Source organism: Enterococcus sp. HMSC078F03 (assembly GCF_001811595.1).
GTDB lineage: Bacteria > Bacillota > Bacilli > Lactobacillales > Enterococcaceae > Enterococcus > Enterococcus faecalis.
This window is the reverse complement of the sequence record NZ_KV805580.1, coordinates 1-14,709: the sequence shown is the minus strand read 5'-3', so window position 1 is coordinate 14,709 and position 14,709 is coordinate 1. Positions and strand designations below refer to the sequence as shown.

10 protein-coding genes and 2 pseudogenes are annotated in these 14,709 nt (G+C 34.0%); 1 reads left to right on the top strand and 11 read right to left on the bottom strand.

Annotated elements, in window-relative coordinates; genetic code table 11:
- The 5 genes and pseudogenes from asa1 to HMPREF2810_RS10910 form a co-directional block, all read right to left on the bottom strand.
- Positions 1–1,706 (bottom strand): annotated as a pseudogene (gene asa1, locus HMPREF2810_RS10940) (LPXTG-anchored aggregation substance Asa1); the annotation flags it as partial.
- Between the two features lie 306 nt (positions 1,707–2,012).
- A pseudogene (locus HMPREF2810_RS10935) lies at positions 2,013–2,347 on the bottom strand (DUF5406 family protein).
- A gap of 596 nt (positions 2,348–2,943) precedes the next feature.
- Positions 2,944–5,616, bottom strand: a complete 2,673-nt coding sequence (gene sea1, locus HMPREF2810_RS10925; RefSeq protein WP_002369735.1) for a surface exclusion protein SEA1/PrgA — start codon at positions 5,614–5,616, stop codon at positions 2,944–2,946.
- A 10-nt stretch (positions 5,617–5,626) separates the two neighbouring features.
- Positions 5,627–5,932 carry a hypothetical protein gene (locus HMPREF2810_RS10920; RefSeq protein WP_002365956.1) on the bottom strand — a complete coding sequence of 102 codons (306 nt, stop codon included), beginning with the start codon at positions 5,930–5,932 and terminating at the stop codon, positions 5,627–5,629.
- Between the two features lie 571 nt (positions 5,933–6,503).
- Entirely contained in the window at positions 6,504–6,884 is a 381-nt protein-coding gene (locus tag HMPREF2810_RS10910; protein WP_002369738.1) for a hypothetical protein, read from the bottom strand.
- A gap of 778 nt (positions 6,885–7,662) precedes the next feature.
- Between HMPREF2810_RS10910 and HMPREF2810_RS10905 the strand changes: the two genes are divergently transcribed.
- Positions 7,663–8,604, top strand: coding sequence for a Cro/Cl family transcriptional regulator (locus HMPREF2810_RS10905; RefSeq protein WP_002369739.1), 942 nt, complete (start codon positions 7,663–7,665; stop codon positions 8,602–8,604).
- A gap of 25 nt (positions 8,605–8,629) precedes the next feature.
- On the opposite strand, the gene HMPREF2810_RS10900 is transcribed toward HMPREF2810_RS10905, so the two are convergent.
- The 6 genes from HMPREF2810_RS10900 to HMPREF2810_RS10875 form a co-directional block, all read right to left on the bottom strand.
- The gene (locus HMPREF2810_RS10900) at positions 8,630–10,255 is read right to left on the bottom strand and encodes a peptide ABC transporter substrate-binding protein (RefSeq protein ID WP_002369740.1); all 1,626 of its coding nucleotides are present in this window, start codon (positions 10,253–10,255) and stop codon (positions 8,630–8,632) included.
- 13 nt (positions 10,256–10,268) lie between these two features.
- Positions 10,269–11,426 (bottom strand): TraB/GumN family protein, encoded by a 1,158-nt coding sequence (locus HMPREF2810_RS10895; protein ID WP_002369741.1) that lies wholly within the window; start codon positions 11,424–11,426, stop codon positions 10,269–10,271.
- Between the two features lie 169 nt (positions 11,427–11,595).
- Positions 11,596–12,606 carry a replication initiator protein A gene (locus tag HMPREF2810_RS10890; protein ID WP_070635607.1) on the bottom strand — a complete coding sequence of 337 codons (1,011 nt, stop codon included), beginning with the start codon at positions 12,604–12,606 and terminating at the stop codon, positions 11,596–11,598.
- 259 nt (positions 12,607–12,865) lie between these two features.
- Positions 12,866–13,222, bottom strand: coding sequence for a hypothetical protein (locus HMPREF2810_RS10885; RefSeq protein ID WP_002360663.1), 357 nt, complete (start codon positions 13,220–13,222; stop codon positions 12,866–12,868).
- The gene (locus HMPREF2810_RS10880) at positions 13,215–13,997 is read right to left on the bottom strand and encodes a ParA family protein (protein ID WP_002369746.1); all 783 of its coding nucleotides are present in this window, start codon (positions 13,995–13,997) and stop codon (positions 13,215–13,217) included. The genes HMPREF2810_RS10885 and HMPREF2810_RS10880 overlap by 8 nt, the downstream gene beginning before the upstream one ends.
- Positions 13,998–14,250: 253 nt before the next feature.
- Positions 14,251–14,547, bottom strand: coding sequence for a hypothetical protein (locus tag HMPREF2810_RS10875; protein ID WP_002369747.1), 297 nt, complete (start codon positions 14,545–14,547; stop codon positions 14,251–14,253).
- Positions 14,548–14,709 lie beyond the last annotated feature (162 nt).

Below are 14,709 nucleotides of genomic sequence, written 5' to 3'. Positions count from 1 at the left end.
TATCGATTGAATTCAATCGTTGCTTTTTCTGGTTGCTTTGGACGTCCTTTTTCTTGATAAGGCGTAATTGATTTTGCTTTTAAATCCGTATTAAATGCGAACCACATCGAATTCCCGTCATACCCTGGATTGTTAACAATTTCATTCCCGAAAGTGAATTTAATTCTATTTGGTGTTGAAATAACAGTTGCGCCAATATATTCTTTGCCTTGAACTGCTTCCCAGTCACTTATTGAAATCCCATTCGTCCCTACATCAATATCCGTTTTAGAATAAACTTTATTTCCATGACGAGCTACTTTTGATCCATTAATTTCATGAACAGTATCCGTGTTTCCTACTTTTACGAACTCATACGTAATGTTTTCACCACGTGAATTTAATGAAGCACCTGAAAATACAAATGGATTCTCTTTCGTTGGCAAGATTTCTTTGCCATCTTCTCCAAAGAAGCGAACGAGCATTTCAATCTCAGCACCAGCCTTCTTTGTACGAGGGTCAATGTTAATTCCATAGACAATTGTGGCCACTGGATCATCATGTAAGAAAGCATTCAATCGACCTTTTGAATCAGGTGTGGCCTTCACTGTATATTGGAATTCAGCACTAGCAATTTTTTTACCCAAATAACTAGCATTCAAATTGCCATAGGTAATAGTTACTGGTTGATTTTTGTGAAGAACAACCAATGTTCCTCCTGCACCGTTATTATAATAAAAATGTGCTTTTTTCGAGTCTTTAGTTGTTAACCCGCTTGAATCTACACTAAGCATACTGATAAGTAATTTTTTATCTTTATGTTTATCAGTTAGTTTTTTAGCGTCTATATATTCTGCAGCTTTTACAGAAACAACTTTGGAATTTTTTGTTGCTTCACGATCGAAAATTAGCGTTTTATTTACTGGTTTTGCTACATAGCCATTTTCATTTTTATGTTTGTTGTATTCCGCGACTTCTTTCTCGTAGCGTTCTTTTTCCGCTTTGTTTTTTGCCGCAATTTCTGCATTTTCTTTGGCAATTTTTTCATTTTTGGCTTTTAATTCAGCTGCTTGTTGCGCAATCTTTTTCGCTTGTTCTTTTTGTAGTTGGTCTACTTCTTTTTCTTTTGCAGCTAAATCTTTAGAAGAAACGTTGCCTAAGTCTTCTGCTGGTTTTTCAACAACGGTAATGTTTGGATCTTTTTTTGCTTCATCAACTGCTTTGTCAACGTCTGGTGTTTCAAATTCTTTAGGAATGGACGTTGATTTATTCGCTTCATTTTCAGCTGGTGCAACTTCTGTTGGCTGCCCTAGAGGTTCATTGGTTGTTTCAGGGCTTACTACTGGTTGTTCTTGTGCTGATTTTTCTGCTCCTACTGTTGGTTGTTGCGCGTTTGTGGTATCATTTGGAGTAGCTGAACTCTGTTCAGCTCCATTTTTTTCAGACGCTACTTCTTCTACTTTGGTCGGTTGAGAAGTAGTGTCTTTTTGTACTGTTGCTTCTTCAGTTACTGCTGTCTTAGGTGTTGTACTACCTACCTGCGGATCGGGGTTATCGGGTTGCACCGTCGTTGTTCCTGGTTGCGTATCTAATTCCGCAGCTTGTACATCATCAGTAGCTAATCCTACAACTCCTAACACACCTATAAAAAGAATAGGAGCAGTTACCCAGCGTTTCTTAGCTTTATATGTTTTAAAACGTTTCTTTACTTCTGTTTGTTGCTTCATGAATCATTCTCCTCGTAAATTATATTTTTTAATTCCTATTATTCTTTTCTTTACAAACAACGATTTCTCCGACATGGCGCACGTACACAAGTCATACTTTTTCCTCCTCTCTTTTTTATAGATGTATTACTTTATTTCATTCCACATTCTCCTATTCATTGGTATTTTTTCTTGATAAGTAACCCTTTTCATGGTATAAATAATTTATTCCCAGATTAATAGTAATTTTATGTCTGTGGCTACCTAGTTATCATTGCTGGGTAGCCTCTCTATATATAAAAGAGGAGCGAGTATTTTCTCGCTCCTCTATTTTTCCTCCTCAAAATCAATAATTTCAATCCTCACAATGTACTCACTTAACTCTTCCCACACATCTTCAACTAACAATTCATCTTTTTTGTCATTCTTCAAAGTCATTGCGAACCATTCATCGCCATTATCATCTTCACCAATCAGTCTAAAATTGATTGGATTTTCTTTAAATTTCATGTCATATAAATCTTCTTCGTCTATGCCTAATACGTCTAACCCTTTACAATTTCCACTTTTTACAAAGGTAACAAATCCTTTGTATACACCTCGTTGGAAACTTACTTTGATTGTATGCAAGCCCATCGGATATTTGGATCATAATTTTTCATTGTTATTCCTCCTATTATTCTTTTTCTCTCGTAGCAAAGCTACTTACTGGCGTGGTAGGAGTCGAACCTACCTCTTATCTTCCTTCATGTCCGTTGCATCCCAGATGCTACACGCCAACCTAAAAGGAGCGACCTCTCAGTTTCCTGTTTTTTTGAGATTGCCATTCTTTTTGCGGTAGGCTTATGAATGGTATAAGAGCTGTTGCTTGCCACACTACCGCTCAATCTCTATACGGTTTTCGCTAACCGGCAGTCGGGATCATTTACCGTAAACCCTACTTGCTGGCAAGGATTCGCACCTTGCATAATCAAATAAAACAATAAGGGGATTCTACTGCTTTATTTTAAGCGACTTCTATTCCGCCACAGCAATGTCATTTCTCCAATAAAAAAAGAACCAAAAATATCTTCGATTCTCTTGAATAGATATTGCTTAATTAAACAATACGGGTAGGATAGAATATAAATTTGTTCTAGTGCTTCGTGAGAACAAAATATGGAAACAAGGTTTATCTTCTTTGCCAATGTTTTCTCCTTTCATGTCATGTATTTAAAATAAAAAGGAGCGAAAATTTCGCTCCTCACCTATTATACTTTTAACTATTTTTCCGTCTTTTGTTCTTGAAACTGATCGCACCTACTGCCATGAATAATCCCATAATAGTCAACCAGATACTTTGTTGTTCTCCCGTTTGTGGTAAGGATTCTTGGGATTTTGCTACTTGTTTCGTCTTACGAGGTTCTGAATGTGTTAGTGTTTGTGCTTTTGGCTGTTCTTTTTGTTTAGAAAAAGATAACTGTTGGAGACCAGGTGTTTTATCTGCTGAAGTAGCACTTGCTACTAACATTTGTTGTTGCTTTGCTTCTCGTTCAAGACGTTGTTGCTCTTTTGCTACTTGATCTTGCAACGCTTCTTGTCGGCGCTGTTCGGCTTGTTGTGCCTCTAAGTCTCTTAATATGCCTTGGTACTGCTGTAGCTCTAACTTCGCATTAGAAAGGTCTTCTTGTGCTTGTGTATAAGCAAGTGTAGCAACTGCTTGTTGTTCTTTAAGTTCTTCCAACGATTTCAGAGAATTTTCATAGGCTTCTTGTGCTTGGACCACTGCCGCTTCTGCTTTATTTAACTCGTTTAATGCTTTTTCGTATGTTGGTTGAGCATTTTCTAAACGAGACAATGAACGTGTACTTGTTTTAAGCGCAATTTGTTTTTGATTTAAGTTTTCTTTTGCTAAATCTAATACTTCCTTCAAGCTATTCAATGTGTTTTCTTCTGCTTTTTGGGCTTCTTGTTTTTCTTTCAGCACTTTAGCAGACGTTTGTTCAATCGCTTGTGCTTCCGCAACGTTTGTTTTCGCTTTTTCTAAAACAGCAGCTCGATTATGAATTAACTCATTGATTGTTGCCAATTGATCTTTTGTTTGTTGAAGGCTTGTTTCTGCCGCCGCAGTTTGTCGTACTTTTTCTTCATAGTTTGTCGTACTCTTAGTCGCAACTGCTTGAAGATTAGCCAATGTCGCTTTATGAACAGATAGTTCTTTTTCTGCTGTTACTTGTGTTGTTTTGGCTGTATTTAAGGCTTGCTGACTTGCACTTCTTGCTTGTTGTGCATCTGATTCTACTTGTTGTGCGGTAGCTAATTTTTCTTGATTGGTTACTACTTCTTTTTGAAGGGTTTCTTTACTCTTAAAGACTGGTGCAGTGCCTTCTTCATAGGTATTTGCTTCAACTAATTTTGATTGATTATAGCTAATGATATGGATTTTTGCCGAAATATCATTTAAATCTCCTGAAATAGAAACTGCCATGTTTGTTTCATTTGCATCTAATAAAGAATCTAAATGGGAATAGCCAGAATGTCCATCGTTCATCAACATGCTTACAAGTGCATTTCGAGCTGCTTTTTCAAAGTCATACATAGAAACTTTACCTTCTTGTGTCGTAAATCGTCCCATACTTAGGTTTTCATAAAAGTTTTGTCCGGGGAATTCTTTAAAACCATTTTCTTTTGCTGCACGATTGATCGCATTTACGTCATGATCAAATTCTTTGGGATTATCATATTTTGCTACATCCCAAGCAAATTTCATAGCTTGGTTAGAAATCTTCAACTTTTGTAACCCAAGCTTTTCGCGAACATCATTGATAAGTCCTACAACGTAATCACTCATTTGTTGCTTTTGTTTTTCTGTAGGATTTTTGACATTGATCATTTCCGTTGCTTTTGCCGCATCTGCTTGATTTTCAGGAAAAACTTTATTTAATGCTAATGCTTCTTTTTCCATTGCTTGCTTTTCTTGTTCAGATAATTTTTTGTAATAATCAGGTGTGAAATTGGCAGGCAAGTTAATCCCTTTATGTCCTTTTAGCTCTTCTTTTGAGCTATCTAAAGTATTCTGCGCTTGCTTTGTTGCTGCTTGCTTGTCTTTCAAAGCATTCTCTTTCGCAGTTAAGTCTGCCTGTTTCGCAGCTGTATCTGCTTTTGCGTCTGCTACTTTCTCTTGACTAGTTGTCACAACAGTTTGTTGGTCTGCGACTGCTTGATCGTCCTTCGTTTTTTGATCTTTAGCTTTGGCTTCTTCTTTCTGTTTTTTAGCCAGTTCAGCTTCTTTTGCTGCTTGTTCTTTTTCTGCCTTTGCTTTTTCCGCTTCCGCATTTTTCGCTAATTCTTCAAGCTTGGCTTGTTCTTGTTTCACAGCTGTTACTGCTTGTTGATCTTTTTCATTTTGCACTTTAGCAGCATTCGTTTCTTTTGCTTTTTCATCAACAACAGCTTGTTGTTGGTTAACGTCTGTTTGAGCTTGATCCACTACTTTTTGTTGGTCATCAACTGCCTGTGTATCAGTAGCCACTTGGTCTTTGGCTTTTTCAATGGCTGAAGGTGTTGCTTCATCCACAACTTTTTTTGCTTCGTCTACGACCGCTTGTTGGTCAGTCACTGCTTGTTGACTTTGATCCAATGCGTCTTTGTTTTGATTGACCACTGCTTGTTGGTCTTTAACAGATTGATCAATGGCGTCTTTTTCTTTTTTCGCGGTGTCAGCAACTTGTTGTTTTTGATCGACAATTGCTTGTTTCTCTGTTACTTGTTGCTGTTTTTCAGTAATGGCTTGCTCCGTTGTTTGTGTAGCTTTCACTGCTGGTTGTTCTGTAGAACTGTTTTCAGGTGTTTTTGGTTGCGTTTGTTCTGCTGCCTGTACTTCATTTCCCCCAATACCTGCTACCCCTGTTGCGACTAAAATACTTAACCCTGTACTTGCGAACTTTTTCATTTTATTTTCCTCACTTCCGATTATTTTTGTTGTAAATGGGATACCCATTGTCTTTACGCCATTGTTGTAACGCTGTAGTTGTTATATGGAACTCTTCCGCTATCTCTTTAAACTGTAAGCCCATTCTTTGATAGGCTTCAAATCTTTCCTTGCTAATATGAGAAGAAAATTGTCTGGTGCTTGCTGTTTCTATCTTTTTTGCAAGTTCTTGTATTCGTTTAAAACGCTCGGTATCTTCATTCCTATACCAGTCTGCGTCTTCATTCATTAATGCCAACATCTCTTTACGCCAAATACTTTGCTCTTTTTTTGTCATACCCCTCTCACCTCAAATTAATAGTAACAAAGCCTTCATTATTAAAAAAATACTATCCTTGGAACCCTTAGAAAAACACTCCTATGTCTTCATGTTCACTTTCCTCCTATTGGTTTTATGGTAAATATCCTCGTTTTACTTGATCCTTTTGTTTGCTAGCTTTTTAGCAATTTTTCTACAGATTTTACTGATCGCAGGGTTTGTAGCGTTAGCAACCCCAAACTCTAAAAAAGTATCTGGCTCCCTTTAAAACAAAAGATCGTCGCACGAAATCTTTTTAGTTACTGTGTCACACCCATAATCACGTACCGCCTTTATTCTGACCGTACTTTAGGTAGTTTATACTTACCTAGACCTTTAAAGACACGCTGATTGACTAGATAAGTCCTGTAGTATTCTTTTTTTAAGGATCTCCCAAATTCTGCAAAAAAGTTGACGTGTAGCCAGTTTGCACCTTCGTGTCCGTGTGCTTTTCTGCATCCTTTTTCGATAGCTAACCTAGCTATTGGTAAATTGCGCATGTTAGTTAAAACTAACAAACAAAAAGACCAAGTATAAAAAAACAAATTCACTACTTATAGCTTCTCATTTTCTCACACCATTCCCTAAATTCATTTTCTTCAAAAACCTTATAGTTGAATGGTGCATTGAGTAACATCTTTTGTCGTTTAACCATTTTTTGGAACGCTCTACATTCAAGTTTTAACGGAAGTTCCGAGCAGCCGCGATAACCGACTACTTTTCCATCAAAATAAATCAGTTTTACTTGTCGAAAGAAATGTTCCATGTCTTGATCCGTTTCAAAACTCACAGGATTGATCAACAGATTTCTTCCTGAAAAATCATATACAATGCGTTCTGTTGTGCCGTTGTACAATTTAAACCTTTGTCGATTAAACAAGGTCAGTTGACACGTAATACGGTTCAAATCTGTTGCTTTCAGTTCAATCATTGATTCACCTACTTTCTGAACCAAGTAGAAAAAGAGCCATGCAACACGTTGTTTGCACGGCTCTTACGAGTAGTTCCAGTACAAACAATGCGTGAAAGCATTGAATTATTCCACAAGCGGGTCATTTTTAGAAAATGAGTGCTTGCTACTTGGTTTTTTTATTTTTTCAACAAGTTAACAGACAACAAAAAAGCGGGGAACATATACATGAACTGTATACATTCCCCGCTGTTCCAACATTTATACAACTAATTAAAACAATTCATTGCAAAAAAACTTTACCTGGGCCAATAAAGGAGTTTAAAAAAGCCTAGAATTTTACATTAAAAATTGTTATACTATACGTTGTAACTAATGTTGCAACAAACGAGAACCGAGTATAGTTCATGGGTATAGCATGAATTGTTTAACTGCCCTCTAGGATTCCCGTCCTATGACAGTCGGTTCTTATTTTGTTGTCTGCTAACCTCTTAATTCACTATTTCTATTCTAAGCCGATAAAATTAGGGTTAGCGAAATCAATACAGGTACATAATACTTAATTTTCAAAATACTTTTCTTGATCATATTTATGCCCCCCTTAGCTATAATTCAATTATACTACCAAAAATAAATATATCAACCGTTTTAGGCTAAAAATATTATTTTTTTGAGTTTTGATTTATTTTAACGGAAAAACGATTTTATACAAACCGTTAAATCCTTATTTTGACCATGAAGCTTTATTTCCTGCCTGTTTTTGGTTCTATTTCAACCCAAATTAAAGGAGTGTATTATTTTGGACTACAAAGAACTTTTAGAAATTTTACGCAAAGATTTAAATTTTAAAAAAGTAGACCTTTATCAAGAAAAGTCTAACAAGACTAGATACAGAGAGATAGAACTGGGGGAAAAAAGTCCTACCATTGAAGAATTAATTTCTTTTACAGATACTTTAGGTATAAGATTATCTGAATTTCTGTATCGGGGTGACATTACACCTCTAGCAGCATCTTACTATGGTAAAAGAAAAATTGAGGTTTCTTCTTTAATTAATAACTTCCCTGAATTAGAGAAACAATTTCCTGAAATATACAAAGATCGCTTTAAGAACCTACAATGTTACACTTTATTTACCTTATGCTTGATAATCTCTAAATCTTTAAATAATTCCTTGTATACTTTTAAAAATAAAGATATTAGAGAACTTAAAAATTTTTACAAAAATAGAGAAGTAATATTAGGTGCTGACTATGCTATACTAAGTCATCTTTATATGGCAGTTCCAGAATATTCGAACGAACTTGATTTTCTAACGGAAAAACTCTTTCCCATTAACCAATCTTATGGAGATATCCATGACCATGCAGTTCAGTTATGTATCAAGAATGCGGTTACTGTCTTTCTTGAAAAAAAGGATTTTGAAAAAGCTGATTACTTCCTTGAACAATTTGATATTGTTCGAAAAGTCCCTTCTTTTATTTTAGATGGTACTATTAATTTAGAAATGATTTATTTAAAACATCTCAGAAATTTCTTGAAAAACCGAAATATGGAGGAATATTTGAAAGCTGTAAACATCGTAAATTTGTTCTCTCAATTAGGTGAAAATGATACTTATAAAGAGTTAGTTAAAGAAGTAACAGAAATAGCTAGAAAAGAAAATTTTGAAGTTCCCTCTTCTTTAAATATAATTGCTGATACTTTTGAAGGTGTTGGCTACTTAAAATCTGACAAATAAAAAAACCTCTCTTAAAAGAGGTTTTTTATTTTATCTCCATGGTTTTATAATCATACTTAGCACCAATAGAGTGTACTTTCATTTCAGAAATTTTTTGATTTCTTAATTTAGCATTTCCAATTTGAAGTAACGGTATTACACCCGCATCTTCTAAAATTAATTTCTCGGCATCCTTCAATTCTTGCAATCTTTTTGAAGAATTATTTTTCAACAATTTATCATACTCTTCGTTTGCATACCCACCATGATTTAATGAACTTTTACTCTCAAAATTTGCTAAAAAACTAACTGGATCGGCAAAGTCTGCTTGCCAACCACTCAATGCAATCATAAAGTTCCCAGAATTTAATCGTTCAGTTTGTAACGTGGCAGTTACTGCAGTAACTGAAACTTTAAGTCCATCCAAAGTATCTTGCAATTCATTTTGAAGATACTCACCTAGTTTTTTTGATAAATCTTCTTCATTGACCATAATATCGATAGATAAATCAGTACCTTTTAATTCTTTTTTAGCTTTTTCCCAGCTGTCTTTAGCTTTACTCTTATCCAAATAAACTAAACTTGAATTAGTAAAATCTTTTCCTGTTTTTGGATTATATACTAGTTTACTTGGTACTACACCTTTAGCTGGTATACTTCCATTTGTTAATATCTTGTTTGATATAGCCTCACGATCAATCGCAAAATTAATCGCTTGTCGAGCATGTTTATTTGAAGTTATACTTTTTTTATTTCGTTGATTTACCTCTAAAAACATAGTTGTAGCAGATAATTCTCGTATGAAATCTTTGTTATTTTCTAATTGCTTACTGTATTCCCCAGCTACAGGCGCATCGTCTAGTTGACCATCATTATAGAGATTAATACCTGTATTAATGTCTTTTACAACTTGAAATTTGATTTTTTCCATGGCGACATGCTTCTTATCCCAGTATTTTGGATTTTTAGCAATCGTCCATTTATCTGAAATACCAACACCGTTTAAATCAGTTAATGTAAATGCTCCATTCGTTACAATGTTTTCTTTTGTTGTTCCATATTCTTTACCGTACTCTTTTACTGCGTTTTGTTGGACTGGAAAATAAGCAGTCAATGCTAACAAATCTGTAAAATAAGGTGTAGGTTCTTCTAATTCGATTTCTATTGTTTTGTTTCCCTTAGATTTTACACCAAGTGTTTCTTTTTGTTGCTTTCCGATACTAATCTCTTTTGCATTTTTTATAGCAGCAAACAGTTCTACATTTGGCGAGGCAGTTTTAGGATCAAGAACTCTTTGCCATGCCGTTACAAAATCATCAGCAGTAATATCTGTTCCATCGGCCCATTTTGCACCGTCTCGAATCACAATTGTATATGTTTTACCACCATTGGATATTTTTGGTTGCCCAGCTGCAATTGCTGGTTGTGGTTGATTTTTTTCATCTAATCGGTACAACCCTTCCATTACGTTGGCCAACAATGTAACACTTGTTTGATCCACTGCTGTTGCTGGATCTAAACTTTGAACTGGTGTACCTGCCGATAAAGTTGCTATTTGTTCTACCTTAGTTTCATTTGTTTTTTTTGAATCTTCTGTTGATTTATTTACTCCACAACTTGCAAATACTAACAACACAAATACTAAAACCCCAACTTTTTTTAAGCTACCCACTTAACTCACTCCTTTAAAATAAATTTTTAACTATTCCTAACCCACCAATAATATTACCTAAAAGCCCTCCAAGACTTGATAAGAAAAATACTAAAAACACTCTTAAAACACGATTTTTGTATATTGTTTTAATAGATTGAAGATCTAAATCCATCGTTTTAAAATCTTTTACTTTTGGTTTTCTAACAGTAGCTTCCACTATTGCTGAAAATACTCCAACAGAAACCATTGGAAGTAAAGTAGCTAAAGGAGCAAATATTAAGGACGTTAGAACAGTTAAAGGGTGTCCTAAAGCAAATACTGTAAACAATGCAGCTAATCCACCATTCCATAAAAGCCAACGTAACAATTGCTCTATTCCCACTTGTGTCCCTTGGTAAAAGGATACTCCTAGAAGAATAAGTAATATACCTGGTATAATCCATTCAAGCAACTTACTTCCAAATTTTTTGGGTGGAATAATCTCTAATTTTTGTAAATCGGATTTTTGATTATTCTTTAATCTGTCAGAAACCCCTTTTAAATGAGCTTTCCCTAAAACAGCAACAGTCTTTCCATTCGCTGTATTTTGAATTTTTGTTGCTAAATAATCGTCTCTTTCAGTTACGAAAACTTCCCACAAATTAGGATAGGACTCCTTCAATTCTTCAAAAACAGGTTCAAAATTTTCAGATTCTAGCAGATTTTGAACCTCTTCTTCAGTTTCTTCCGCACCCTCAAATATTTTTCCAAAAGCATATGGTAATTTCACTTTTTCACGAAAATTTAACATCCTCCATGCTCTTTTAAAAGTAAGAGAAGAATCTCTATCAATTAGATAAAACTTTATGTTTAATTTTTTTGACTCATCAACAGCCACTACAAATTCTTTTCCTACAAGGCTATTCATATCTTGAGAAACTTTTTTTTGAAATAATTTGTAAATTACACCAAAAATAAAAACTGGAAATTGCTTATTCTTTATTATTTTAACTATATCAGTATCATCCCATTCGTCTGGATGTATGTTTTTTTTGTATCTTTTTTGATCCCATTCAATACAAATAGTGTCAGGATTTTCTTCCTGAATTGTTTTTCTGACCAAATCAGCACTTTCAGCTGAGATATGACTGGTCCCAATTAAAATAATTTCAGATCCTTTATAAAACAACCTTACAATATCTTCCTCCATAAAAAAACTCCTATCTATAGTATTCTCAAAACTTTCAAAAAAAATGAACAAATACAAAAAACTTTTTAATACAACTCACGATATTAGCTATCATATTTTCAATTTTATCAAACAAACTTTAAACGTGATACAAAATGAAGTATGAAATTTATCTAAATAAATCAGTTTATTACTTATTTTCAACCCAATTATGCAAGGTGATTTCAGAACCTTTCGAATTATTCCCTTTATTTATATTTTCTTTTTTTAACGCACATTCAACAAATAAATTATAAAACGACTTGTAGAATAGGCCTTTTGGACTTTTTACAGTAGAATCTGTCTTGATTTTATGCATCACACGACGCAAACATTTGTCTATTTCTTCTTGATAATCTTCACCAATTAGAACGATATTGTATTCTTTTTCTACTTTAGTTTTAGCACGAATAATTGTTCCAACCATTTCATGTGCTTCTTGAATAGTATCAGAAAAGGCAGCAATAAATTTTAAGCTATTTTTGCTAAGAAATGTATGCTCTTGAACTTCTGAAAATTGATCGAGCAATAATTGTTGTTGCAATCGTTCTTTTTCAGTATCTATTGTATCTATTGTATCTAAAGAATTAGTTAGATATAGATTGGGTTGGTTTTTCCCACTTTCGAACAAAGTACTGGTATTATTGGATTCTTCTGGACGTTGGTTTTTCCCACTTTCGAAAGAAACGCCGATTTTATCATGTTTATCCGAAGGTTGGTTTTTCCCACTTTCGGGAAACTCATTTGTATAGCTAGCATTACTGATGGCGTAAACATCTGTTGCTGAAACTTCCAGCTTACCTAAATACAATCTGTTTGGATAGTTTTTGAATTCACCAGTAGAGAGTTTTTTCGGAGGAATACGTTTTTCATAAAGTAAATTTTTGTCTTTTAATTCTTTTTTTATTTTTGCAATTTTATTTTCTTTACACCCTAAAATATCCATCAGTTCATTTCGTGTAAAGATAAAATATATATGCCCATCTTGATCAATCCAATTATTTTGTATTGAATATTCACATCGGTCTTGCAACATTGCGTAAGCTATTTTACTATCATTAGACATAGTTTTATAAAATTCTGATGTAAAAAGTACTTTAGGTAATTGGTAATACAAATTTCTATAGGTTTCATTAGCTGAAATAAATTGAAAATTGTTCATAGCTTTACCTCTCTGTTTTTGTTAGTTTATAGTTTAACCTACTTTTATTTCCCTTGCAAATACTGATATAACAGTATTTCCCTGCTTTCTTATTATATCACGATATTGTGATATAACGCAATTGTAATATTGGGATATCGTGATATTACAATATTCAAAAGATTATTATTGATACAACAGCGTTTGTAGAAAAAAAACAACAACAATATTATGATATTGTTGTTGTTTAATATTGTAATATTGTGATTCCACAATATTATCAAATTTTATTTTGTTTTTTTGCCATTTCATATCCTTTAATTAAATACTCTTCAGGAATAGATTTCAAAAGCGTTTCTTCAATAACATCAGGTTTACTTTTTTCTGGTTCGCCAATTGAAGTCCAGTATTTTAAAGCATTTGCAAGGATTGGATTGATCCGAATACTATCAGCATTTCTTTTGCTGTTACCTTGTTGTTTAATCAATTTTTCTATGTTTTTTTTATTCATAACAATGTGTTCATGTGTAGTTTTTAATTCTTTTTCATTAGAAGTAGTTGCTTTAGTTGGATTGGTGTCTTCTTTTCCTGCACCCAAAAGTCGTTCCGCGGCTGATTTTCCTCTATTATTACTCATTCAAATCTCCTACCTTCTCTAAAAATTCTTTTGTAAACTGGATATAATCGTCTTCAGCGGTCGAAGTCTTATTAAAGCTAATCAAGTCGGAACCTGCTGCTTGGGCTTCATCAACAGTGATAGTTCGTCTAATGTAAGTATCAAATATGTTTACGTGGAGGGCATCAGAAATTTGATTTGCTGTTTTATTCATTTCTTTTGAAATGTTAAATCTTTCATTATATTTTGTGAAAAGAACACCTCGTATGATTAAGCTCTCATTTGTGTATTCTTTAACAGTCTCGATTGTTTCGTTCAATTTAACTAATCCTTTTAGTGAAAAATATGCGGCTTCTACAGGAATAATAATTTCATCAGAGACAGTGAACGCATTTACTGTTAATATACCCAAACTTGGTGGGCAATCAATAATAATATAATCATAGTTTTCTTCAATTGGTTGAAGAACTCTTTTAAGTCTATGTTCACTTCCAACTTGTGTAAATTCACGTTCTGCTGAAGAAAGAGCAATATCAGCAGGAATTACATCGATTCCTTTGTAATTTAGAATAGCTTCAGTAATCGAAGCCTCATCTTTTAATACTTCATATATTGTTGGAACATTCGTGCCATCAATGTCGAATCCAAAATTATCAGTGGCATTTCCCTGGGGGTCCATGTCAATTACAAGTACGCTTTTGTTAAAAGTAAAATGCAATGCCGCTCCAAGGTTAATGCTAGTCGTTGTCTTTGAAACACCGCCTTTTTGGTTTGCAACTGAAATTATTCGTGCCATAATAATGTCCTCCTTGTGATGTTATGTCATTATTATATCACAATATCGCAATATTGCAATATCATAATTTATTAATATTACAATATTGTTCAATCGTGGAGTCATACTATTGCGATTTATTAATATTACTATATTACAATTGCATAGTATTGTTACTTCGCGATATAGTGAAATTGTAGCTACGTGATATTGTAATAATACAATATTGTTATAGTTTGACTATACGATGTTACAATAGTGTGATATTACAATATCATTTTTCGTCTATAATTTTTTTAGTTCGTCTGTGGCGTTCTAAGTGCAGCAAATAATCGTCTTGCAATTTAAGAAGGTCTGAATAGACCTGATCCATAGTCTTGCTTGCAGATAAGGAAAGAGAGTAGATAAACGAGACAGGCAATGTTTCTATTTTTTTATTACGTGTGATCCATGAAGAGATAGTTCCCTGAGGAAAAGAGTGCAACTCACAAAATTCTTCCACGGTAATCCCTAGTTGCTTGATAATGTATGCGTTGATAGGGTGTGGATATACAAAGGTTTTTCTAGGCATGGTGGGTAAGTTTCCTTTCTCAGGTTATTAATGCGTTCGCAGTAATATTATACTAAAAAACATGCAATAAGGGAAGGGCGTATCTGCTTCTTTTTTTGTTGACCTCCTCTAAAAATATGTTATACTATAGGTGCGAAACGACATTAAATCGTACAAATAACA